Origin of the sequence: Metabacillus litoralis (genome assembly GCF_007994985.1) — a bacterium.
Classification (GTDB): Bacteria; Bacillota; Bacilli; order Bacillales; family Bacillaceae; genus Metabacillus; species Metabacillus litoralis.
Genome location: NZ_VOQF01000006.1, coordinates 427420 through 451062 on the forward strand (window position 1 = coordinate 427420; position 23643 = coordinate 451062).

Genomic DNA, 23643 nt, shown 5'->3' on the forward strand with positions numbered 1-23643 from the left:
AACTTTTAGAAAAGAGTGATGAAACTTTTGCGTAATAAAAAGTCGTTTACGTTGTTTATTGTGTCTCTATTTGCTGTAATCTTACTCTCTTTTTTCATTTACCAAAAATTAACTTTGTTATCTTTTATTAATATTTCGTTTTACTTTGGAATCTCCTTATTATTTATTGCCGCTTTTACTATGACGATAAAAGGTGGATTTTTTGACGGAATTACATACGGATTTAGAAGACTGTTTGAATCCAAAGGAAAAGAACTTTCAAAGAAAGAAGTAGATGAAATGATACCTGTTTCAGAATTATTGGATTTCGATCATACTCCATTTTTACTTTCTGGTCTAATGGTGACAGGTGTCATGTTAATAGCACTTTTCATTTACTACCTATAAACAGTTTGCAAATCAACTCCATCTTTTCTATAATAAGAAAAAAATAGTCGGCTATGAAAAAGAGTAGTACATGTTAGTAGCATTTAAAGAGAGCCTGTGTTTGCTGTGAACAGGTAATGTCTAATATGGAATGGACTTTTGAGCTTCTGTGCAGAAACTAGTATGTGCAGACGTGTTCTTGCGTTAAAGAATAAAGTTGATTTCTACTATTAGAAATAAGTAGGGTGGTACCGCGGTCCATCGTCCCTATATTTTGGGGCGAGTGGGCTATTTTTTATGGATTTTTAGATGATATGATCAATTTATACTATTAATGGAGGAATTATGATGAAAACAATTTTTTCAGGCATACAGCCAAGTGGGTCAGTAACGTTAGGAAATTATATAGGAGCGCTAAAACAGTTTGTTGATTTACAGGATGAATACAATTGCTACTTTTGCATTGTAGATCAGCACGCTATAACGGTTTCTCAAGATCGTCTTGCTCTTCGTCAGAATATAAGAAGTCTTGCAGCCATGTATCTAGCAGTTGGAATTGATCCTGAGAAGGTAACACTTTTCATACAATCTGAAGTACCAGCACACGCTCAAGCTGGATGGATGTTACAATGTGTAGCTTATATCGGTGAGCTAGAGAGAATGACACAGTTTAAAGATAAATCACATGGTAAAGAAGCAGTATCAGCTGGGCTACTTACTTACCCTCCTTTAATGGCTGCAGACATTCTTCTTTACAGTACTGATCTTGTTCCTGTTGGTGAAGACCAAAAGCAGCATTTGGAATTAACAAGAGATTTAGCTGAACGTTTTAATAAAAAATACAATGACATCTTTACCATTCCAGAAGTACGAATCCCTAAAGTCGGTGCAAGAATTATGTCGCTTGCAGAGCCTACAAAGAAAATGAGTAAATCTGATGCAAACCAAAAAGCATTTATTACTCTCTTAGATGACCCTAAACAAATCGAGAAAAAAATTAAAAGTGCGGTTACCGACTCAGAAGGTATTGTGAAATACGATAAAGAAAATAAACCTGGTATTTCTAATCTATTATCCATTTATTCAATTCTTACTGGTGAAGCTATTGAGCAAATTGAAGCTAGGTATGAAGGAAAAGGCTATGGTGATTTCAAACAAGATGTCGCCGACGTTTTGATAGAAACCCTTTCACCTATACAAGAAAAATATCATCATCTTATGGCTTCAGATGAATTAGATAAGATTTTAGATCACGGAGCTGAAAAAGCAAATGCTGTAGCCCAAAAAATGCTTAAAAAAATGGAAAATGCGATGGGACTTGGTCGTAAGAGAAAATGATAAGTAAAAAAGTCAGACCCCTCTCAAAATTGAGTGGGGTCTGACCCTTTCCTTTAATTCACTTTTGATTCATGCTCCATATCCCATAGCTTTTCAAAAAAGGGTTGTCCCTTTATAAGTCGTTCACATAATTGAATATGCTTTGGAGACCATCCGTATAAGGTTTCTTCATATAATTGATTCCAAACCTCGTTAAATTCTCTTTGCTGGATATCCTCATATTTCGTTGGATTCCACTCAGTGTACCAATATTTAACTTCGGCTGCATTTTTAGTAGCTTGTAATTGATCAAGAGCCATAAATAATAGCTGTTTTAATTGTCTTTCTTTTCTTGTTAAACCCCTCATATGCTCTGGGGACAAAGACAAGATATGATATTCCTTTGCCGCTGATTCATCTTTCATGATTTCAGTAGAATATTCTTCAGCCTCAATATCCTTTACCATTTCGAACACTAATTGCTCTTGTCTGGGAATAATTCTACTTTTACGTATTGGAATTGTATAGCCAATTGTATCTACGGCAATTATTCCAGTTCCATCAGTCACAACAAAACAATAGTCTAATTGAATTCTTTCATGGTTTTTTCTAATATAAGATTTTTGAAAAATATCCTTCATTAGACCAGGTGGTAACTCAGCTAAGTTATTTTCTATGTAGTCAAAAAGCAATGAATTAACCTTTAATAGTGGAACCTGATCAAGGAGCTCAACGCTGTCATCTTTTCTCCATTCATGGAAATGACATACATTGTACCCATTCTCTTCACCTTCAAACCAATTTACCCAAACATCATGAAGAAATAACATTTTTTTATCCCTCACTTCAGTACCATTTGTCAAACAGTATAGGCAAAAAATAGAAAGTCTATTCGCTTAAAAATATATAATCTAGTATTTTTTTATCATTGAATACTTGTCCATATTTCATTTTATGTGGAATAAGAGAGAAATATTCAATGTATTAGTTGTACTCTGTTTAACATAATTGAATACCCCTGACTCTTTATTCCATAAAAAAGCTATTACAAAAATTCATCAGCATCAATTGCTAGTAGCTGTTTAGTATTCTTGTTTGTATCATCCATGTATTTTTTCACTAAATAATAGCCCACAGAATAACCCAACATAGAAGGATAAAGTCCTGTACCAAACATTAGCTGCGAAAATTTTGGGTTATCTCGAGTGATTTCTTTATTAGGTAGTATAATTCTATCTAAGAACCTTTCGCATTGTTGATCTGTGTATCGTTTTGTCCAAGACGCTAAAGCTTCCTCATCACCAAGTTTCTCTCTTACAGCATTTTCTGCTAACCCCTCCATAATCATCGTATCAATTATTGTAAAGCTATTTTCCTTTTTCGAAACAGCTGCTAAACGACTAACATGATGATACTCATGAATCAGAAGAGATTTTATATGAGTCTTTTTTACGCCCGTTGATAAAAACAGAAATAATTTATTATGAAATGCTAAACCGGTTCTACCATAATATTCGAATTCAATTTTACGATTAGTTTGCTCACAAGGAAAAATAAAAATAGGCACATCAGGCCCTCCCCATTCTTCTTTCAATGTTACTTCCAACTGTTTAACATATCTTAAAATGTGATCCTTCTCAACTCGTTCAATCCATTTATCAATATTGGTGGAATGATTATACATACCGAAAGTTTGTAAGTATTTAGCGATTTCACCATCTGTCATGTTTGTGAAATATCGAGCTAATTTTTTATAAATATCTTGATGAGACGATGCTTTTTTCAACCACTCTACTGTATCAACTACACTCATTATCAGCGCCCCTTCCACAGATATTGTATGAACTGGTTAATGTAGTTGTGTGGCTTAATTTTTATTGTGGAATTGAGATGAGCTTTTTGATGAGTGTTGATTGTTTTCTTTAGCTCTTCATTCACTTGATGAGGGACTTTGGTGATCGAGTTTCGGCTACTAATGGGTTTCACTTGTGTAAATGGCAAGCTAACGATGTACAATTTTGATCGTTTATTAATGTACTAAAATTTATTAACATCTTCTTTTTCTAAGTGATCTGTAATTTTGAAAGAAGGCCCAACAATATTCACGACTGTTGCGTTGTGTAGAACACAATCTAATATTGCATTTCCTAATTTAATTTCCAGGAACATCGTATCTCTTTACTTATGTCCTTCATTAGCTCTATGACGGGCTTCAGTGTTACAGGATCTCCTACTTATGGGCTTCACTACCACAATGACGTGCTTTACTGATCGAGTTTCCGCTGATTATGTGCTTCTTCACTCGCTCAATGACGTCCTTTTGTAATCAACTTACAGCTGCTAAAGGACGTAATTCCTTAAAGTACGTCCTTTAGCACCCACTTTTCATCGGACAAAAAAAAGCATGAATTCACTAATTGAATTCACGCTTTTTTGAAATCTTTAAGCTTTAAACTTTTTAAATATAATCGTAGCGTTATGTCCACCAAATCCTAATGAATTACTTAACGCAGATTTAATTTCCCTTTTCCTAGCTTCATTTGGTACATAATCTAAATCACAATCTGGATCAGGTGTTTCTAAATTAATAGTTGGTGGAATGATTCCTTCTTTTATAGCTAATATGCTTAGAATGGCCTCAACACCACCTGCTGCACCTAATAGATGACCAGTCATCGATTTTGTAGAACTGATCGCAAGGTTTTGTGCATGCTCGCCAAACACTTCTTTTATAGCAAGTGTTTCGAATTTATCATTATAAGGAGTACTTGTTCCATGAGCATTAATATAATCAATGTCAGCCACATTTAGTCCACTGCCATCAATTGCCTGTTTCATGGCTCTTGCTCCACCTTCACCGTTTGGTGCTGGTGCTGTAATGTGGTGGGCGTCACCTGTAGCTCCGTATCCAACAATTTCAGCATAAATTTTCGCACCACGAGCTAATGCATGTTCAAGCTCCTCTAAAACGATAATTCCCGCTCCTTCTCCCATAACAAATCCATCACGATTTTGATCAAATGGGCGGCTAGCTGTTTTCGGATCAGGATTTGTTGATAATGCTTTATTAGCTGAAAACCCAGCAAAAGACATTTCTGTTAAAGGTGCCTCTGCACCACCTGTTACCATCACATCTGCTTCACCGCGTTCAATAACTCGATATGCATCACCAATTGAATTTGTTCCTGTTGCACATGCTGTAACAGTACAAGAGTTAAACCCTTTTGCTCCTAAAGCAATTGATACTTGTCCTGTTGCCATGTCTGGAATTAGCATAGGAACAAAGAATGGACTAACACGTCTTGGACCTTTTTCAAGTAATAATTTATATTGTTGTTCAAAGGTCTCCATTCCACCTATACCTGATCCAATCCATACTCCAACACGTGGAGCGTTTTCTTCTGTAATTTCTAAATTTGCGTCCTTTGCAGCCATTAAAGCAGCTACAACAGCATATTGTGTAAAGCGATCCATTTTTCTCGCATCTTTTTTATCCATGTATTGCTCAATATTAAAATCTTTAAGCTCCGCTGCTACCTTTGCTGGATATTGCTCAGCATCAACTCTAGTTAATGGACCAACACCTGATATACCTTTTATAGCATTTTCCCAAGTAGTTTGTACATCATTACCAATGGGAGTTAATGCACCTAATCCTGTAACGACAACTCGTTTTTTTTCCATGGATGACACCTCACCTTAAAGTTAATTTCTCCTGCTTTTATAGCAACAGGGTTTCTACTCATTAGAATATACATGAAACAATTTTACAAAAACATTTTATATCAGCGTCCCCAGCGTAACGCAATAGCTCCCCAAGTTAAGCCTCCACCAAAACCAACCATTACAATGAGGTCGTCATCTTTAATCTTTCCTGCCTCTACCTCTTCTACTAAAGAAATAGGTATAGATGCGGCAGATGTATTTCCATATTTATGAACTGTTTTAGACATTTTTTCTACCGGTAAATCCAACCGTTCTCTAGAAGCTTCCATAATACGAATATTTGCTTGATGAGGTATTAAAAAGTCAACATCCTCTTTACTTAAGCCCGCTTTTTCAAGAACATTAAGGCTCGATTCTCCCATTTGTCTTACCGCAAACTTAAACACTTCTCGACCATTCATGATAATGTACTCATCTTGATATAGATGTTTCCCACCTGTTCCATCAGCACCTAGCTCAAATGAAAGAATTCCTCTTCCCTCACTAACTGGTCCAATTACAGCTGCGCCAGCTCCATCACCAAATAATACAGCTGTATTACGATCATTCCAATCTGTGACTTTCGACAATTTCTCAACGCCAATAACTAACACATTTTTGTAGGCACCTGTTTCAATGAATTGTTTTGCTGTTACAACTCCATACATAAACCCTGCACACGCTGCACTGATATCCATAGCTGCAGCCTTTGTAGCGCCTAATTTCTCCTGAAGCATACAAGCAATCGATGGAAACGGTTGATCAGGTGTAACAGTTGCAACTAAAATCATATCTAATTCGTCAGCTGAAATCCCTGAATCGATAAGTGCTTTTTCTGCAGCAAAAAATGCCATATCTGAAGTATTGATTGATTCATCTGCAATTCGTCTTTCTTCAATACCTGTTCTTGTTCTAATCCATTCATCTGATGTGTCCATTACTTTTTCTAAATCTGCATTTGTTACAATTTTTTCAGGTGTGTATCGTCCAATACCAATAAATCCCGCATTCATATGTGCAACCCCTTTATTTTAATTCTCTATTTTAAATAAAATATCTATAACTACATATAAGGCTATTTAATATCAATTATTATGACTTGGTACTAATATTATCTTATTCAAATATATTTTTCAATATTAATGTTTTAGTACTATCGACTAGAACTAGTATTTATATAAAACATAAGCTATATCAAAAAGAACTTTAGTAAGGAGGAATTAAAATGGAGCTAGATGAGTTAAATATTAGTTCTAATGAAGAAAATATAGCTGAGGAAGAAGTGGTTGTTGAAAAAGAAACAGATTCTTCGTCAAAGCCTGTTGACCGCTTTTCACAATTAATGTTCGGATCAAGAAGTGTTTCTCAAAATCCCGAGCAAGAGCAAATACAACCTAAACCGAGTGAGAAACAACAAGAAATAAATTACTTTACTTTAATGGAGCAAATTGATGACATTATGTTATCAGTTGAAAACCTTAAACCTATGCTAAAACAATTCGCACCACTATTAGACTATATTAAAAAGAAATGATTTCTCTAATTCCCTTCAAATGCAGCCGAAAAAAAAGCTGCCAATGGCAGCTTTTTGAAACCTTATGCGTCTTTTTTACCTAACTCATATGCTTCACCCATTACCTTAGTGAATAGCTCCATCATAGGCTGTAGCGTTTCCATCGACAATTCAATTCCTGATCCTTCAAGTTTTTCTTTCGCCTCAGGTAAATACTTCATTGCAATTTGCATAAATTCCATTGTTTTTGGATGCTGTTCCATTACAATCACTCCATTTCATAATATATATTGCTTAACTAGTTGATTAGTAAAACAAGCATTTAATTCATAGGATAAATGATGCTTTTGTTGCTTTAACCACCAACATCAAAGTGCTATAAATCAATGTTAAGCATAGTAATAATTAACTATCTTCATCATAAATAATATTTTGTTTATTTACAATTGATTAGGTAGTAAGCCGCTCTCGATATACTCTTCAATATCTTTTTCAATCTTTAGACGAAAATCATCTTCTACTAAAGGGCTAAATTTCCCTAATGAAATAACACCATCTTGAAAGTCATAATATAATTCGCCACTTTCTAGATTTCCTTCATCAAAAGATCTTGCGACAACCTCATATAGTGTATCTATATGCTGAACAGTACTAGTCAAAACAGTACCTTTACCTAAATCTAATTGATCTGATACGAAACCAATTGCATAAAGTCCTTCTTCTTTTAATTTCTCAATTACAGGGATATTATATCCATCACCGGCAACATATACGATATCATTTTCATTATCAATGAGTATATCTAGAAGGGTTAATGCGGTATCGGTGTCATTCCAGTTTTGAACATATTGGATATCTACATGGACATTTTCATTTTGAAAATAAGCTCCTTCAAAAAAGCCATCAACTTCTGGTTGCCATTCAAAAGCAGCAAGAACAGCTACTTTATTTGTTTTAGTCATCTCTCCAGCAACCATCCCACCAAAAAAGCCCATGGCATGTGCTTCAAAGTTTAAGCTAGTAACATTTTCTCCCACTGCTTTTCCATTAAATAAAACAAAGTGAATGTCAGGAAATTCCTTGCTGATATTATTGAAATAATTTGCATACTCACTACCATGTCCAAAAATGAGATTCACTTCATTTTCTTGAAACTCTTCTATTGCGGAACGGATTTTCTGCTCTTCATTCATTCCTTCTTTATAAAAAACATCAACCCCAAATTCTGATTGTATCTTCAACAGACCTTTGTAGCCTTTCGATCCCCATACCTTATCATCAATCGTTTCAGGTACAAGTAATCCCACCTTTTGAAGATTTCCCGATGCTGCAGGTTGTCCACAACCAAAAAGCGCCAAAAGAATTATGAGGACAACACCTAGCTTTATATTCATGGGTAATCATTCCCTTGCGTTTTTATCAATATATCTATATTTTATCTCTACTGTATTTATTTGTACAAGTATTTCCTTCTAATCCTCATTCTTATTTTCCTTCTTTAAATCAGAAATTTGTTTCTGTAACCCTTCTTCTATTGAAATACTTGATTCCACTTCAATCGTACAAAGTCCTTTTATTTTCTTATTCAGATTTTGTTTATCTTCTACAAATCTTATTGGTAGGCTATTTTCAGGATTCAAATCCTTTTTCATGGAAAAAGTATAAAACTTACTTTCAACATTTTCTAACAAATTATAAGTAGCTTCAACTGCATCTTTTATAGGTAAAACGTGATCCTCAATCACAATTTCTTGTTTCTCATTCTTAAGGTATTGAATTAATGCTTTATTTATCTTATTTGATCTTGACAGACTAGCTCCGTATATTGTTGGGAGGATAAGAATTGAATGTTCTTTTAGAATTTCCACAAGTTCTTGATATTCATTATGTACATGGTGAGAGTTAATATAGAGAAAGCGGGAATTAAGGTGATTTGCAGTTTTAATGGAATCTTGAAGTAGTTCAAATTCATCATGGTGATCTTCTTCTCCACAAAATATAATGAAATCCACATCCCTATCTTCTTCTGATTCTCTGTAATAAGAATCATTAATTTCAAGTAATGCATTCCTGCCAATGTACAATAACCGATCTTCAACTAAATCTCTCGTTTCTGATGTTCCCCGATCAAATAAAACTGCCTTAACCTCAATTCCTTCTTCTAGTAAGCGTTCACATAGACTAATTCCAAAATATGTTTGTGCTCCAAAGATAATGACCCGTTGTATCATCTTATACCTCCTAATCCTGACTGTTAGTTATTGTATACTATGCAAACACGATCTAGATTAGTCCATATAAGAATGAATCAAGCTAACAAGCTCAATCAAAATCAGGTTACATTTCTTACCGTTAAACTTACTTTAGAAACAACAATATTAACTCATTAAATGATGTTCTTGAATGAATAAATTTGCGTACATATAACAAGAGGAAATTATAGCAAAGGGACCATCAGATATCCCTTTGCTTATAAAATCCCTGCCTAAATATTTCCGCGCACATCAATAATTTATAAAATTTTTTCAAATTCCCTATAAAACTTAATAACAGATTGATTTATTCTATAAGGATTCTCACCTAAATGGTAAATTAACTGGATTGGATGTTCTGAATGTTTTCTTAGTGCTTCAAATTTTTTCCCATGATCTTCTGGATCATATACGGTGCCATTCATTTTCTGCCAAACCCTAACAGGAAGTTCAGTTGCGTTTTTATGAGTTAAAGTTGGTAAAGCTAACGATAATATTTTTTTAGGTTCAATCAGATAAGCTTCTGAAATTTCTTTTCTAAGTCTTTTATAAAAAAACTTATGCTCTTTTTCCTTTTCTAGATGTGCTTTTAGGTCAAGGCAAGGATTCAGCATTGCAACAGAGCGTATCTTTTCTGGTATATCCTGCATCATTTGTAATGCTGTTAAACCACCCATTCCATCAACTAAAAGGTGAATTCTAGGATTGAGAATTTCCTTCTTCATAGCTAGATGGTACAGCTGTTTAGCCATTGTTACCGCTCTAGGACTTCCCCAGTTGTTTCCATATAAATTCGAATGCATTAAAGTGTAACCGTTATCGATTAGATCCTGCATTAGTTGATACCTTCCATAATGTTGGTGCCAAAAGCTTGAAGAACTATCAACAAAGTCTGATCTGTCGCCAAGTATAAAGACAGCAAAGCCATTGGGTTTTGGCGGTATTTGTATGACATTCCATTCTGTTTCAATCTGAAAAAATCGCTCCATTATTTTCATCACTTGCCCACCACCTTTCTTTACTGAGACATTTCTTCTATATAATGTATGTACGCATATTAAAAAAGAATGGGAGCGTGTCACTATTTCGTTAAATATAGACGTCCTTCATACTTTGTCAGTTTGTATGAAATCCTTTGGTTTTATCATACAATGCAAGCTTAGTGTAGTTTATGAATATTTTTACGACTTCTTTAAATTTGGTTGTTGATATCCGATGTAGTCATTAACTTCTCTTAGAAACATCAAGTCACCTTCAATTAGCAAGGTACTGGAAGTAAATTTCGGACTTTAATTTTTTCATAGCAATAAGTTATAAGTCCGATTTTATAGAATTATCCCATCTGCAACTTTGTTAAGGTGCGAATTACTGCCACATATAAGGTATTTTTTTATGGCGAAAAGATACATCTTTCATTACTGGTTACGTTCGATTTTTTATTCATTTAAGTTTACGAAAACAACCTTTATAAAACAAAAAGTTTGTGATAATATATATAATAAGAACTCGTCTGGATAGAGGTGAATGCATTGCGTTTTTTATGGACATTTTTTTGGGGATTTTTATTAATACATATGGCATCATATGTTGTTAATTCTATGACAGGCGGCCACTATGACTTTATGGTAGCTTCAACAGTTGCTGTCATTGCAATCGTTGTCATTTTCTTAATAGCTGAAGTAATTCCAAATGAGCCTGTGGCAAAACACGACCAACATTAAGCTTGTTATGTAAGGCATAATAAATGATTCGATACAAAAAGAAAAAACCCTACACAAAGTGGGTTTTTTCTTTTTTAATTGTTTAATTAAGGCTTTCTTTTATATGTCCACTGACGATTATGGTTTGCTGTCTCAGGGAAACGATCTCCAGCTTTCAACCGAATTTGAGCAGGGTTTTTCACATTATCCCCAGTTTCACCAATTTCTACATACATGCCATTATTAGGTGCTTTCTGACCAGTTCGAAAACGATGTTGTTGACCCAATGAATTCCCTCCTCTCTACCTTATCTTTATTATCTCCAGACAGGCTTTTTTCATGAGTAACTATAAAGTTCTTTACAGAGTTCCAAACCTGTAGTTAAATGGAAAAGGATTGTAAAATTTTCAAGCGGAGGATACGTATATTGGATATTTTATTAATATTGAAATATTTACTTTTAGGGCTTTTTCAAGGATTTACTGAACCAATTCCTATTTCTTCTAGTGGACATTTAGTTTTTGCACAACATTTTCTTGGACTTAAAATTGAAGGACTTTCCTTTGAATTACTTGTTAATGCTGCTTCATTAATTGCCGTATTAATTATTTATCGGGAAGATTTAATTCGCTTGATTGTTAACGGAATGAAATACATAACTACAAAAGATGAAAGTGCAAAAAGTGATTTTCGCTTTATCGTTTATCTTATTGTTGCTACCATTCCAGCAGGAGTAATTGGTTTATTATTTAATGACGCGATTTCAGAACATTTGAAGTATATTCAAGTAACTGCAATCACCCTTATTATTACCGGAATTGCATTATGGACGATCCGAAATTTACGCGGCCGTAAAAATGATGGAGATTTATCAATGAAAGATGCGATTATCGTTGGTCTTGCACAGGCTGTAGCACTAATTCCTGGAATTAGCCGCTCTGGTGCAACGATTGTTGCTGCTATGGCTCTTGGAATGAAACAAGAAACAGCGTTAAAATTTTCTTTCCTTATGTTTATTCCTGTTAGCTTTGGTGGGATGATTTTAAGTGTAACAGACTTAATCGATGATCCTAATTTAGATACATTTCTTATTCCATATATTGTTGCCTTTATCGCAGCGCTCATTACCTCCTATTTTTCTTTAAAATGGTTTATGAATATTATGGCTAAAGGAAACTTGAAATACTTCTCTTATTATTGCTTTATCGTTGGTATTGCTGTATTGGTATTTGTTTAAGAATGTTAATTTAGAACTAGCCTAGTTTAGATAATCGAGAATCACTGGCTTTTAACAGAGTGATCAAAAAGATATTGTTCGTTAACCACGACTTTAGAATTTTTACAGAGATTTTTCTTAAGGCTGTTTTCGTAAACTTTGTTGCTTTTAATAACCTAAAGGAACCCTACTGTATGCAGTCTAGTGGCATCTTTTCTTCTTTAAATACCTTTTAGCGTTAAACACACAGTTTTAAACAGATTATTAGGGCATATTAGCAACAATCTTTGAGAAAAGAGCCTTTCTTAAAGAGCCTACAACATGTTAACGAAAATAGCCTTAGCATAAAAGAGGCTGGGACATAATTAAAGAAGTCATACAAAAAGACGAATAAATCTAAATTCAGTTAAGCTGAAAGAAACAAGTTCGTTCCATTTCGCTGCAAACACTCGCTTTCCACGGGGAGGAAGCTGAGCCTCCTCGACGCAAGCGCCTGTGGGGTCTCAGCCTTTCCTCAATTCCCGTAGGTGCCCTAGTGTCTTCCGCTACATTCCACTCTAGTTCTTAAAAATAGTATAAAAAATCAAAAAAACTATTGAAGACGGCAAATAAAACCCGAACTATTAGGCGAATGTTTAATTTACATATCACCTAATAATTCGGGTTTATCATTAGCTTAAATACTTATGTCCCAACCTCTTTCTTGGAGCTCTATTCTTAAAATTTTTGTTTTTACATTTTTTACAATGTGTTAAATATAGTGAAATGGAGCGGAAGAAACTTGACTCCTGCGGGTGCAGAGGAAAGGTCAAGACCCCACAGGCAAAGCCGAGGAGGCTTGACTTCCTCCCCGCGGAAAGCAAGTTTCTGGAGCAAAATGGAACGTTTATTGTTGCCCATCAATTTATTTTTTAAAAGTATAAAAGTGTAGACTGACTTTCAAACCAGTATCTACCTTTTTAGAATAGTACTACCTATACTGCAATAAAAAAACGAACAACTATTTATTCATTTAACAACAATCATTGAGATAAGAGCCTATCCTAACAACTTCTTAAGTAACGCCTTCTGAACATGTAAGCGATTCTCGGCTTGCTCGAATACTGCTGAATGCTCTCCATCTATAATCGATGCTGTTACTTCTTCTTCACGATGTGCTGGTAAGCAATGTAGAAAATGATAATCAGCTTTTGCATGACTTACTAATGCATCGTTTACTTGGAAGTCTTTAAAAGCAACCAATCTTTGCTGTTGTTCACTTTCTTGCCCCATGCTTGCCCAAACATCAGTATAAATGATATCGGCGTTATGCACAGCTTCAATAGGATCATTTGTAATAACGATATTCGCTCCTGTTTCTTCAGCAAGTTTTTTTGCTTCTTCTACAATACTTGCATCAGGTTCATAGCCTACTGGACATCCTAGAGAAAAATCCATGCCCACTTTCGCAGCAGCAATCATTAGCGAGTGAGCTACATTATTTCCATCACCTAAGTAAGCTGTTTTCACACCATTGAATTTCTCTTTTAAACGATAAATTGTTTTTAAATCAGCTAATGCTTGGCATGGGTGAAATAAATCTGTTAGACCATTTATAACAGGAATACTCGCGTGTTTTGCTAATTCTTCAATTTTATCATGACCAAACGTACGAATCATGATTGCATCAACATAACCTGACAATACTTTCGCCGTATCTGATACAGGTTCACCTCTGCCTAGTTGAAGATCCTGACTACTTAAAAATAAAGCATGACCTCCAAGATGAAGCATTCCGGTTTCAAAGGATACACGTGTTCTAGTAGAAGATTTCTCAAAGATCATTGCTAATGTTTTACCTTTTAATACAGGCTGAATTGGATTTTCTTCTAAAGCAAAAGCTTCATCGATCAGTTGAATAATTTCCTCTTTGCTATAATCAAGTAGTGTTAGAAAATCTCTCTTTGCTACTGTTGTAGGCTTTTTTTGCTTCACATTAATCATTGCTTGACCACTTCCTTTCCCGTTAACTGCTGTATCGACTCAACTGAATCATCAGTTGCTGTTATTCCATTTAAACATGCATAATACGTATGAAGATTTGTAAATAAAAGCATACCCTTTTCCAGAGCGAGTTGTCTTTGTAGTTTCGCTTCATCACTATCGTTTATTGAGACAAAAATTCCTTTATCTCCTTCAACCCATAACTGAAAATCATCTGCTACAGCCTTAAGACCCGCTTCTTCAGTAGCTTTATTTGCTTCATCGTTTTCACAATCAAAGAAAACACTTGTTACATTTTCAAGATCTTTAGCAAATATTTTGCGGTAAACACTGTGTAAATTTGTTCCTACACACATACCCTCACCTGTTGCTTTCATTTCAGGTCCTAACGTAATATCTACATCATGCAGAGCATGACTTGAGAAAACCGGATATTTAACTGCAACCATCCCATTATCAGGAAACGATTTAATTGTCAGTTCACTTAACGTTTTACCACAAAGTAAATAGGTTGCATGCTTAATGACAGGAATTCCAGTTACTTTACTTATCACTGGTGCTGTTCTACTTGCACGTGGATTAACTTCAACAACAAATATGTTATTAGCGTTAATAAGGAATTGAATATTCATAATGCCACGGTAATTCAATTTCTTCACTAATTTATTTGCATATTCAGCGATTAGTGATTTCTGATTATCTGTTATATTTTGTGACGGTAAAATAGCTAAGCTATCTCCTGAATGAACTCCTGCTGGTTCAACATGTTCAATAAATGTTGGGATAAATGCTTCTTTTCCATCAGATACAAGATCAATTTCACCTTCAAGTCCTTGTACAAACTGGTCAATCAACACAGGATAAATCATATTTGTACTACCTGATAATAATGACGTTAACGTTTCATGATTATGAACAACAACCATCCCTTTTCCACCAATAACATATGATGGTCTTAATAAAACGGGATAGCCAATTTCATTTGCTCCTTTTATTGCTTCACTTGCATTATTAGCAGTTAAACCAACCGCATGTGGAATCGAAAGCTCATCTAACAAGTGATAAAACTTGTCACGATCCTCTAACCAATCTAAAGTTTCTGTGTCTGTACCTAATAAAGATACACCAGCCTTTTCTAATTGCTCAGCAAGGTTAATTGCTGTTTGTCCTCCATATTGAACAATAACAGCATCGATGTTTTCAGATTCAACAACATTTAACACATATTCAAGTGTAATTGGTTCAAAATATAGACGATCTGCTGTTTCAAAATCAGTACTAACTGTTTCAGGATTGTTATTGATCATGATCGCTTCATAGCCTAATTCTTTTAATGCTTTAATTCCATGAACTGCACTATAATCAAATTCAATTCCTTGGCCAATTCGTATCGGTCCAGAACCGATAATAAGAATTTTTTTCTTATCATTTAATGGAGGTTGTTCATTTTCACCAAAATATGTTGAGTAAAAATAATTAGTACGAGCTTCAAATTCTGCTGCACAAGTATCAACATATTTATATGACGGTTTAACCCCAGCTGCAAGTCGAGCTTTTCTAACATTTCCTTCTTCTGTTTGTAGTAAGAAAGCAATAGTTCGATCTGAAAAACCTTTTTCCTTAACCGTTGTAACTAATTCTTCATCTAATGAAGCAACGGATTGTTTCTTTAACTGATTCTCGAGATCGATAATATGTTTAAAACAAGATAAGAAGTAATAATCCATTTCAGTTATTTCATGAATTTCTTCAATTCCCATGCCTCTTCTAATAAGCTCCATCACAGCAAAAAAGCGGCGGTCATCAGTTATCTTCATTAAATCTATAAGCTCTGCAGAAGTAGATTTTTCTAGTTCTGGTAAGTACGTTCCTATGTTATCTAACTCTAACGATTCACAAGCTTTTTGCAGAGCTGCCTCTAAATTTCGCTCGATTGCCATAACCTCACCAGTAGCCTTCATTTTTGTACCTAGTTTACGATCTGCTTTATTAAACTTATCAAATGGCCATCTTGGAAACTTTACAACAACATAATCAAGAGCTGGCTCAAAGCTTGCATATGTGCTCATTGTTAAGGGGTTTTTCAACTCTTCTAATGTATAACCAACAGATAATTTTGCAGCAATTTTGGCAATTGGATAGCCAGTTGCTTTTGATGCTAATGCAGATGATCTACTGACCCGTGGATTTACTTCAATAATATAATATTGTTTGCTTTTTGGATCTAAAGCTAATTGAATGTTACATCCACCGACCACCCCAAGTGCAGATACAATTTTAATAGCTGCTGTTCTGAGCATATGATACTCTTGATCAGAAAGCGTTTGTGAAGGGGCAACAACAATTGAATCACCTGTATGCACTCCAACTGGATCAATGTTTTCCATATTACACACTGAAATACAGGTACCTTTATGATCACGAATCATTTCATATTCAATTTCCTTAAAACCTGCAATACTTTTTTCAATTAAACATTGAGTGATAGGACTTGCTTGTAAACCACTTTTTACAAACTTCTTAAACTCTTCTTCATTAGTAGCAATTCCTCCACCTTTACCACCAAGTGTGTAAGCTGGACGAATAATAATCGGAAAACCAATCTTATTCGAAAATTCGATTGCTTCCTCTAATGTTGTTACAATTGAGCTTTCTGGAATAGGCTCATTTAGATCATACATCAATTGACGAAATTCATTCCGATCTTCACCCTTACGAATCGAATCGATTGATGTTCCTAATATTTGCACACCATACTTTTCTAACACTCCAGCTTCATGAAGCTCCATCGCCAGGTTTAGTCCTGTTTGACCTCCTAATGATGCGAGCAGACCATCAGGCTTTTCCTTTTCGATGATTTTAGCTAAGCTTTCAACTGTTAATGGTTCAAAATACAAAACATCTGAATATTCTTCATCAGTCATAATTGTTGCCGGATTATTGTTTACAAGAACAACTGTATAGCCTTCTTCCTTTAATGCTAAACATCCTTGTGTACCAGCATAATCGAACTCTGCCGCTTGACCTATAACAATAGGACCAGATCCAATCACAACAATTTTTTTTATAGATTCGTTTTTAGACATAAAGCATATCTCCTTTTGCAGCCTTGACTAATTCTAAAAATTCATCAAACATCCATTCACTATCTGATGGTCCTGGATGTGCTTCTGGATGAAATTGCGCTGTTAATAGTGGTAATGTTGCATGCGATAATCCCTCGATCGATCCATCATTGATATGATAAAAGCGAACACTTAAGTCTGTATTCTTAAGACTATCTCCAATTACAACATAGCTATGGTTTTGAGACGTCATAAAAACCTTCTTCGTTTTGTTATCAAAAACAGGCTGATTCGCCCCTCTATGTCCGAATAATAGCTTTTTCGTTTTTGCACCAAATGCTAAAGAAATTAATTGGTGACCTAAGCAAATTCCAAATGTCGGATATTTCACAACTAATTGTTTAATTTGTGAGAAATAAGCTGATAATTGTTCAGGATCTCCTGGACCATTTGATAATAATATTCCATCTGGATTCAGTTCATTTACCTGGTCCATCATTTTAAAAGGAACAGTTGTTACTTTACAGCCTAATTTTAATAATGCAGTTAAAATGGATTTCTTAAATCCAAAGTCTATTAATGCAATATGTTTATCTCCGTCACCATATGTTTCTATTGATGATGAAGCAACTTCAAATACACCATTTTCAAATATTTCACAAGGCTGTTCTTCTTTATGTTCAAAAGGAGAAATCGTTGCAGCCATTGATCCATGATTACGGATTTTTTTCACAACAGCACGTGTATCAATATGATGAATAATAGGAATATTCCACTTCTCTAAATATTCCTTCATGCTGTACTTTGCTTCAAAATGAGAATAATTCGATGTACATTCATATAAAACGACAGCCTTGACCTGTGGCTTTTTGCTTTCATCATCATTTATGTTAATGCCATAGTTTCCAATTAAAGGATACGTAAATACAACAATTTGATTTTTATATGAAGGATCTGTTAACACCTCTTGATATCCTGTCATTCCTGTAAAAAACACAACTTCTCCGTTAACATCCTCAGTTGTTCCATTTTCAAGCTTTCCTTTAAATACCGAACCATCTTCTAAATGGAGAAATCCTTTCATCTGTTTACACCTCGTTTGTAATCATTCTTATATAATTTGAGTCTATGACTCTACAGTAAGATCAATAATGAATATTTATTATAAATATAGTATTTTTATTCATATAATAGTAAAAAAAATTCACTCTAAAGGGTATTCACTGACTGCTTTAGCTGTGCAAAGGATTGATCTATTTTTTCGATCGCTAAGTCTAGTTCATCGTATGAAACTGTTAGCGGTGGAATGATTCGTATAACATTGGGACCAGCTCCGATAACTAATAAGTTATTTTCACGTAGCTCAGTAATAATCGTTCCTGCATGTTCGCCGCAATCAATTCCAATTAATAAACCTTTCCCACGAATTTCTTTGACAATAGGATGATGTCCAACTGTTTCTTGCAATTTAGTTAACAGATATTTACTTTTGTTATCTACTTCTTTTAAAAAGTCATCTGTTAATATTTTTGTAAGTGTTGCCTTAGCTGCAGCCATTGCAACCGGGTTTCCACCAAAAGTTGATCCATGACTTCCAGCTTGAAAGGATCCTATTAAAGATTCTTTACCAATCATTGCTCCAACAGGAATGCCATTTCCTAACCCTTTAGCAGATGTAACAATATCTGGTGACAAACCAAAATGCTGATAAGCAAACGGTTTTCCTGTACGGCCAATTCCAGTTTGTACTTCATCTATAATTAGTAAAGCACCAATTCGTTGGCAAGTTTCATTTACTTTATTTAAGAATTCTTGGCTTGCTGGAACAACTCCACCCTCACCTTGAATAACTTCTAACATAATTGCGCCAACATCATTTCCTAATTTTTCTAATGCTTCTAAGTCATTGTATGGAAGGTATTCAAATGTCTCAAGAAGAGGACCAAATCCTTGTTGAATTTTCTCCTGACCAGTTGCTGACATTGTTGCAAACGTTCTGCCATGAAATGATTGAAGAAAAGTGACAATCTTTGTTTTTCCTGTATATTTACGTGCTAGTTTAATAGCAGCTTCATTTGCCTCTGCTCCACTATTACAGAAAAATACCGCATCTCCATCACTAGACTCAACAAGTAGCTTTGCAACATCCTCTTGTATTGGTTGATGAAACAGGTTACACATATGCCAATATTCTTTAAGCTGTTCTTGAATCGAAGCTAGCACATCTTCATCTGCGTGTCCTAAGTTACATACAGCAATTCCAGATACAAAATCTAAATATTTTTTTCCATTTATATCTGTAATCCATGAACCCTTTGCTTCTTTCACAGTGATATCCCATTTTGCGTATGTTGGAAATTGATAGCTCATGTCGACAATACCTTCCTTTCTTTCACGATTTTAGTGCCTTTAAATTCATTATCTTCTAGAAAAGCTTCCTGACCACTTACAATAATTACTTCCTTACAAACATCTGAAAGTGTAGCAACAGCAGATTGAACCTTTGGAATCATTCCACCTGTTATTACTTCACTATTAATTAGCGACCTAATTTCAAATGGTGTAATTTCATTAATCAATTGTTTATCTTGATCTAAGATACCCGGAACATCCGTAACAAATAAGAACTTGGTAGCTCCTACAGCATTTGCAATAGCCGCAGCTGCTAAATCCGCATTCACATTTAATGTATCATGAGATATTGTTCTAGCTAATGGTGCTACAACAGGTATATAGCCATTTTCCATTAATAATCCAACTGCCTCAGTATCAACAGCATTTACTTTTCCTACTAATCCAAGATGTTCTTTATCAAGATAATCTGCTCTTAATAAGCCTGCATCACTGCCTGATACACCTATTGATTTTAACCCTTTTTGCTGTAACAAATTAGAAAGCTGTTTATTAATTTTTCCAGCTAAAACCATTTCAGCAACCTCTAAAACAGCTTCTGTTGTTTTTCTTTGACCATTAAAGAATTCTGTTTCTATGTTTAATGCTTGTAGCATTTTCGTAATATCCGGTCCGCCACCATGTACAATCAGTACCTGCCAATTTTGTTCAATCAAAGCTTTTAAACTATGAAAAAATGACTCTGACAACTGATGAACTGTGCTTCCACCACATTTTAATACAACTGTTTTTGTCATACCAATCTCCTTATGTTCTATAGCTTGCATTGATTTTCACATAATCGTAAGTTAAATCACAACCCCATGCTTTACCTGTTTCTTCACCAACACCAAGATTCACCTTAATTTTTACTGAATCTTGTTTTAAGTATTCTGTAGCAATTTCCTCTGAAAAAGCTTGAGGGCTATTTGCTGTAAATAAGCATATATCTTCTAAATAAATATCTATTTTCTCAGGCTGCACAGAAGCTTCACTATAACCAACTGCACAAATAATTCTTCCCCAGTTAGCATCTGCCCCATATACAGCAGTTTTCACTAAGCTTGATCCTACAATTTTCTTAGCAACAACATTTGCTTCTTGTTTCGTTTTAGCACCTGTAACTTCTACTTCAATAAGCTTTGTTGCACCTTCACCGTCTTTTGCAATTTGCTTTGCAAGCTCTTCACTTACTTCTTTAAATGCTGCCTTGAAATCATTCCACTGTGGGTGAGTTTCATTAAGCTGCTCATTACCTGCTTGGCCGTTTGCCATCACAAGTACCATATCATTTGTTGAAGTATCTCCATCAACTGTAATTTGATTGTATGTTTTATCTGTTACTTCACTTAATAATGATTGAAGTGATGCTGAATCTATATTAGCGTCAGTTGTCACAAATGATAGCATTGTAGCCATATTTGGATGAATCATACCTGATCCTTTAGCTGCTCCACCAATCACTACTTTTTTTCCGTCAATTTCCACTTCATAACATGATGTTTTCATAACTAGATCTGTTGTTAAAATCGCATTTTGAAAAGCATTAGCTGAGTCACTTGTTGCTTTTGGTTGTAGCTGTTCAATTCCCGTACGAATTTTATCCATTTTTAAAAATTCACCAATTACCCCTGTTGATGCAACAGCTACATAATGTGGTTGAATTTCAAATAAACTTGCACATCTTTCACGCATCTCATAAGCATCTTTAACTCCTTGCTCACCAGTACATGCATTAGCATTCGCACTATTAACAATAATTGCTTGTAAAAGGCCTTCTTTTCCGATACTTTCTTGAGTCACTTTTAAAGGTGCTGCTTGAAAATGACTTTGAGTATAGACAGCTGCACAATTAGCAGGCACTTCACTAAATATTACACCTAAATCATTTTTGTTATATCTAAGACCTGCGTGAACACCATCAGCAGAAAATCCTTTTGGTGTAACGATGGATCCATCATTAATTTTTGTAATAGCAGATGTTTCTTTTGTTTCTAACACTGCATTTCCCTCCCTAGTTGTCATTTGAATGGCTCCTATTAATGACTATCATCACGCTTTAAATACATATAAGATACCATTCTTTTGATGGCCGTTTCGAAAACAGCTCTATGGATAAATAGGGGCAAAGTACAATCCGGTTGTTTCTTCAAAGCCGTTCATAATATTGAAGTTTTGTACCGCTTGACCTGCTGCACCTTTCATTAAGTTATCAATAACTGCAACGATTGTTATTCTTCCTGTTCGCTCATCAACCTTTAATCCTATGTCACAAAAGTTTGATCCATACACTTCTCTAGTTGAGGGAAACTCATTATCTTTACGAATTCGCACAAACGGTGAATTCGAATAAAATTCATTATATAAATCTAGTAATTTTTCAGTTGTTGTGGTTTCTGTTAAACTTACATAAATCGTTGCCATAATACCTCTTGTCATTGGCATTAAGTGTGTATTGAACGAAATAAATGAAATTGAATCATTTAAATTATGTAGCGCTTGTTCAATCTCAGGTATGTGTTGATGTTCATGAACTTTATAGATTTTTACATTTTCATTTACCTCAGAATAATGTGTTCCTGGAGATGCATTTCGCCCAGCACCTGATACACCTGTTTTAGCATCAACGATAATTGATTTCTCATCTATTAGTTTCTGTTTAACAACTGGTGCTAAACCTAATATTGTTGCTGTTGGAAAGCATCCTGGATTTGCAAGCAATTGAGCATTTGCAATGTCTACTTTATTCAACTCAGAAAGTCCATATACTGCACCTTCAAGAATTTCTTCTTCAACACATTCACGTTTATACCATTGCTCATAAACACTTTTTTGTTTTAATCTAAGGTCCCCAGATAGATCAATGATTTTCACATCTGAGTTTATAAATTGTGGTGATAATTTGCTTGATACACCTGGTGGAGTAGCAAGAAATAAAACATCCACATTTTTTTTCATTTCTTCAACATCTATATTTTTCAATCTATGATCGCTTAAGTTATTTAAATGTGGAAAAGATTGTGTATAAGGTACATCCATTTCTGAAGATGAATAAAGTATACATTCGTCGACATGTGGATGATTGGATAATATCCGATACAATTCGACTCCGCCATAACCAGTTGCCCCAACAATTCCGACTTTCACCAAATCACCTTCTCCTTAACAAGTTCATTTTCTGAATTTATTCCTCAATTATAAATATGTATAAAAATAAAATCAAGTGTATAAATAATATTTTTTACTAATTTTTCTGATAAAATTATTCTTATTTAATACTATGATTATCTTTAAAGGTGAGAAATCACATTTATAGATATACATAAAGCTGTATATTAAAGAAGCCCCTCCTGCAATTGATCAGATCTCTTCACTATAATTCAGAGTACCATCATTAATCCAATCAACTTAGAATTTTCACAAAGGCTCTTTTCTGAAAGATTGTTGCTAAACGACCTCATTATCTATTAGAAACACTTTTTTTTCTCATAAATATAAGGTTTCTAGAAGAAAAGAAAAACAAAAAAGTTTACGAAAATAGCCTTAACAAAAAACCTCCATTGAAATAGAGCTTTGTCTCCCTAAAAAGACAAAGCTCTTTTATTCTACTACCTTCAATAATAAGGGTATGGATAAGCTGGGTAGTAAGGATACGGATATGGAGGTCTTGGAGTTAATAATGCTCCAGCTGCTAATCCTGTTAAAAACGGGAATCCAAATCCAAATCCACCTAAACCAAAGCCTGGGCGACCAAATCCTACACCTGGAAAAAAACCTAAACCTGAGCCAAATCCACCTAAACCGAAACCTGGACGACCAAATCTTGGGCGACCAAAACCAAAGCCTGGGCGAAAAATTCTTTCATCTGATGGGTAGACGTTATAAATATTATCATTATAGTAATGATTCATTCTCGAATACACTCCTTAGTTTTTATTCAATATCATCCTATTCACTAGTCATATGTCTATAAACTTGTACCTAATAAATGTGTATTCGCCTATAAAATGAAATGAAACGAAAGAAAAAAACAATAAAAAACTGAAGAGCCACAATCGGGTCTTCAGTATCTAGTATTGAAATAAATTAGACTTCTTTTTTATTTAGGAATAGATCGATGAAAAATAGCTCTCTA

General features: G+C 34.6%; 22 protein-coding genes and 1 other annotated feature. Of the genes, 5 read left to right on the top strand and 17 right to left on the bottom strand.

The genetic code is table 11. The features are described from left to right. Window positions 1-27: 27 nt before the first annotated feature. Window positions 28-387, top strand: coding sequence for a DUF3899 domain-containing protein (locus FS935_RS12700; RefSeq protein ID WP_158638605.1), 360 nt, complete (start codon window positions 28-30; stop codon window positions 385-387). 44 nt (window positions 388-431) lie between these two features. Next, window positions 432-638: a binding site (T-box leader), on the top strand. A 76-nt stretch (window positions 639-714) separates the two neighbouring features. Then, complete coding sequence (gene trpS / locus FS935_RS12705; protein WP_146948961.1) at window positions 715-1704, top strand: tryptophan--tRNA ligase; 990 nt, start codon at window positions 715-717, stop codon at window positions 1702-1704. Window positions 1705-1757: 53 nt separating this feature from the next. Here trpS and FS935_RS12710 read toward each other — a convergent pair whose 3' ends face one another. From FS935_RS12710 to FS935_RS12725, 4 genes are all read right to left on the bottom strand, one after another. Continuing rightward, window positions 1758-2513, bottom strand: a complete 756-nt coding sequence (locus tag FS935_RS12710; RefSeq protein WP_146948962.1) for a YjbA family protein — start codon at window positions 2511-2513, stop codon at window positions 1758-1760. 215 nt (window positions 2514-2728) lie between these two features. Then, window positions 2729-3496, bottom strand: a complete 768-nt coding sequence (locus tag FS935_RS12715) for a DUF2268 domain-containing putative Zn-dependent protease (RefSeq protein ID WP_146948963.1) — start codon at window positions 3494-3496, stop codon at window positions 2729-2731. A gap of 629 nt (window positions 3497-4125) precedes the next feature. Further along, entirely contained in the window at window positions 4126-5367 is a 1242-nt protein-coding gene (gene fabF / locus FS935_RS12720) for a beta-ketoacyl-ACP synthase II (protein ID WP_146948964.1), read from the bottom strand. Window positions 5368-5468: 101 nt separating this feature from the next. After that, window positions 5469-6401, bottom strand: coding sequence for a beta-ketoacyl-ACP synthase III (locus FS935_RS12725; protein ID WP_146948965.1), 933 nt, complete (start codon window positions 6399-6401; stop codon window positions 5469-5471). Between the two features lie 212 nt (window positions 6402-6613). Between FS935_RS12725 and FS935_RS12730 the strand changes: the two genes are divergently transcribed. Next, window positions 6614-6922: a hypothetical protein gene (locus tag FS935_RS12730; RefSeq protein ID WP_146948966.1), complete on the top strand. Its 309-nt coding sequence runs from the start codon at window positions 6614-6616 to the stop codon at window positions 6920-6922. Between the two features lie 62 nt (window positions 6923-6984). Here FS935_RS12730 and FS935_RS12735 read toward each other — a convergent pair whose 3' ends face one another. The 4 genes from FS935_RS12735 to FS935_RS12750 all read right to left on the bottom strand — a co-directional run bounded on the left by FS935_RS12735 (window position 6985) and on the right by FS935_RS12750 (window position 10151). Next, window positions 6985-7164 (bottom strand): ComZ family protein, encoded by a 180-nt coding sequence (locus FS935_RS12735; protein WP_146948967.1) that lies wholly within the window; start codon window positions 7162-7164, stop codon window positions 6985-6987. Window positions 7165-7341: 177 nt separating this feature from the next. Then, window positions 7342-8295: a BMP family ABC transporter substrate-binding protein gene (locus FS935_RS12740; protein ID WP_146948968.1), complete on the bottom strand. Its 954-nt coding sequence runs from the start codon at window positions 8293-8295 to the stop codon at window positions 7342-7344. A 78-nt stretch (window positions 8296-8373) separates the two neighbouring features. Next, the gene (locus FS935_RS12745; protein WP_146948969.1) at window positions 8374-9132 is read right to left on the bottom strand and encodes a Rossmann-fold NAD(P)-binding domain-containing protein; all 759 of its coding nucleotides are present in this window, start codon (window positions 9130-9132) and stop codon (window positions 8374-8376) included. Window positions 9133-9413: 281 nt separating this feature from the next. Then, window positions 9414-10151 (bottom strand): hypothetical protein, encoded by a 738-nt coding sequence (locus FS935_RS12750; protein WP_146948970.1) that lies wholly within the window; start codon window positions 10149-10151, stop codon window positions 9414-9416. Window positions 10152-10682: 531 nt separating this feature from the next. Here FS935_RS12750 and FS935_RS12755 point away from each other — a divergent pair. Further along, window positions 10683-10874 carry a YjzD family protein gene (locus FS935_RS12755; protein ID WP_146948971.1) on the top strand — a complete coding sequence of 64 codons (192 nt, stop codon included), beginning with the start codon at window positions 10683-10685 and terminating at the stop codon, window positions 10872-10874. Between the two features lie 86 nt (window positions 10875-10960). On the opposite strand, the gene FS935_RS12760 is transcribed toward FS935_RS12755, so the two are convergent. Continuing rightward, on the bottom strand, window positions 10961-11140 hold the full coding sequence (locus FS935_RS12760; protein WP_146948972.1) for a YjzC family protein: 180 nt from the start codon (window positions 11138-11140) through the stop codon (window positions 10961-10963). Between the two features lie 140 nt (window positions 11141-11280). On the opposite strand from FS935_RS12760, the gene FS935_RS12765 reads away from it, so the two are divergent. Further along, on the top strand, window positions 11281-12090 hold the full coding sequence (locus FS935_RS12765) for an undecaprenyl-diphosphate phosphatase (protein WP_439116647.1): 810 nt from the start codon (window positions 11281-11283) through the stop codon (window positions 12088-12090). A gap of 1017 nt (window positions 12091-13107) precedes the next feature. Here the strand turns inward: FS935_RS12765 and argF are convergent. The 8 genes from argF to FS935_RS12805 form a co-directional block, all read right to left on the bottom strand. Further along, window positions 13108-14052, bottom strand: a complete 945-nt coding sequence (gene argF, locus FS935_RS12770; RefSeq protein WP_146948974.1) for an ornithine carbamoyltransferase — start codon at window positions 14050-14052, stop codon at window positions 13108-13110. After that, a complete protein-coding gene (gene carB / locus FS935_RS12775) occupies window positions 14049-17138 on the bottom strand; it encodes a carbamoyl-phosphate synthase (glutamine-hydrolyzing) large subunit (RefSeq protein ID WP_146948975.1) in 3090 nt (1029 codons plus the stop codon). Before carB ends, argF begins: the two co-directional genes overlap by 4 nt. Next, on the bottom strand, window positions 17131-18201 hold the full coding sequence (locus FS935_RS12780) for a carbamoyl phosphate synthase small subunit (RefSeq protein WP_146948976.1): 1071 nt from the start codon (window positions 18199-18201) through the stop codon (window positions 17131-17133). Before FS935_RS12780 ends, carB begins: the two co-directional genes overlap by 8 nt. 125 nt (window positions 18202-18326) lie before the next feature. Then, window positions 18327-19487 (bottom strand): acetylornithine transaminase, encoded by a 1161-nt coding sequence (argD, locus tag FS935_RS12785; protein WP_146948977.1) that lies wholly within the window; start codon window positions 19485-19487, stop codon window positions 18327-18329. Next, window positions 19484-20266: an acetylglutamate kinase gene (gene argB / locus FS935_RS12790; protein WP_146948978.1), complete on the bottom strand. Its 783-nt coding sequence runs from the start codon at window positions 20264-20266 to the stop codon at window positions 19484-19486. Before argB ends, argD begins: the two co-directional genes overlap by 4 nt. Window positions 20267-20276: 10 nt before the next feature. Then, window positions 20277-21509, bottom strand: coding sequence for a bifunctional ornithine acetyltransferase/N-acetylglutamate synthase (gene argJ / locus FS935_RS12795; RefSeq protein WP_146948979.1), 1233 nt, complete (start codon window positions 21507-21509; stop codon window positions 20277-20279). Window positions 21510-21617: 108 nt separating this feature from the next. After that, a complete protein-coding gene (argC, locus tag FS935_RS12800; protein WP_146949028.1) occupies window positions 21618-22655 on the bottom strand; it encodes an N-acetyl-gamma-glutamyl-phosphate reductase in 1038 nt (345 codons plus the stop codon). Window positions 22656-23122: 467 nt separating this feature from the next. Next, window positions 23123-23419 (bottom strand): hypothetical protein, encoded by a 297-nt coding sequence (locus tag FS935_RS12805; RefSeq protein ID WP_146948980.1) that lies wholly within the window; start codon window positions 23417-23419, stop codon window positions 23123-23125. Between the last annotated feature and the right edge of the window lie 224 nt (window positions 23420-23643).

Excerpts from the sequence above, each read along its gene's own strand:
- trpS (WP_146948961.1), top strand. The coding sequence starts at position 715 with ATGAAAACAATTTTTTCAGGCATACAGCCAAGTGGGTCAGTAACGTTA.
- FS935_RS12710 (WP_146948962.1), bottom strand. The coding sequence starts at position 2,513 with ATGTTATTTCTTCATGATGTTTGGGTAAATTGGTTTGAAGGTGAAGAG.
- FS935_RS12715 (WP_146948963.1), bottom strand. The coding sequence starts at position 3,496 with ATGAGTGTAGTTGATACAGTAGAGTGGTTGAAAAAAGCATCGTCTCAT.
- fabF (WP_146948964.1), bottom strand. The coding sequence starts at position 5,367 with ATGGAAAAAAAACGAGTTGTCGTTACAGGATTAGGTGCATTAACTCCC.
- FS935_RS12725 (WP_146948965.1), bottom strand. The coding sequence starts at position 6,401 with ATGAATGCGGGATTTATTGGTATTGGACGATACACACCTGAAAAAATT.
- FS935_RS12730 (WP_146948966.1), top strand. The coding sequence starts at position 6,614 with ATGGAGCTAGATGAGTTAAATATTAGTTCTAATGAAGAAAATATAGCT.
- FS935_RS12735 (WP_146948967.1), bottom strand. The coding sequence starts at position 7,164 with ATGGAACAGCATCCAAAAACAATGGAATTTATGCAAATTGCAATGAAG.
- FS935_RS12740 (WP_146948968.1), bottom strand. The coding sequence starts at position 8,295 with ATGAATATAAAGCTAGGTGTTGTCCTCATAATTCTTTTGGCGCTTTTT.
- FS935_RS12745 (WP_146948969.1), bottom strand. The coding sequence starts at position 9,132 with ATGATACAACGGGTCATTATCTTTGGAGCACAAACATATTTTGGAATT.
- FS935_RS12750 (WP_146948970.1), bottom strand. The coding sequence starts at position 10,151 with ATGAAAATAATGGAGCGATTTTTTCAGATTGAAACAGAATGGAATGTC.
- argF (WP_146948974.1), bottom strand. The coding sequence starts at position 14,052 with ATGATTAATGTGAAGCAAAAAAAGCCTACAACAGTAGCAAAGAGAGAT.
- carB (WP_146948975.1), bottom strand. The coding sequence starts at position 17,138 with ATGTCTAAAAACGAATCTATAAAAAAAATTGTTGTGATTGGATCTGGT.
- FS935_RS12780 (WP_146948976.1), bottom strand. The coding sequence starts at position 18,201 with ATGAAAGGATTTCTCCATTTAGAAGATGGTTCGGTATTTAAAGGAAAG.
- argD (WP_146948977.1), bottom strand. The coding sequence starts at position 19,487 with ATGAGCTATCAATTTCCAACATACGCAAAATGGGATATCACTGTGAAA.
- argB (WP_146948978.1), bottom strand. The coding sequence starts at position 20,266 with ATGACAAAAACAGTTGTATTAAAATGTGGTGGAAGCACAGTTCATCAG.
- FS935_RS12805 (WP_146948980.1), bottom strand. The coding sequence starts at position 23,419 with ATGAATCATTACTATAATGATAATATTTATAACGTCTACCCATCAGAT.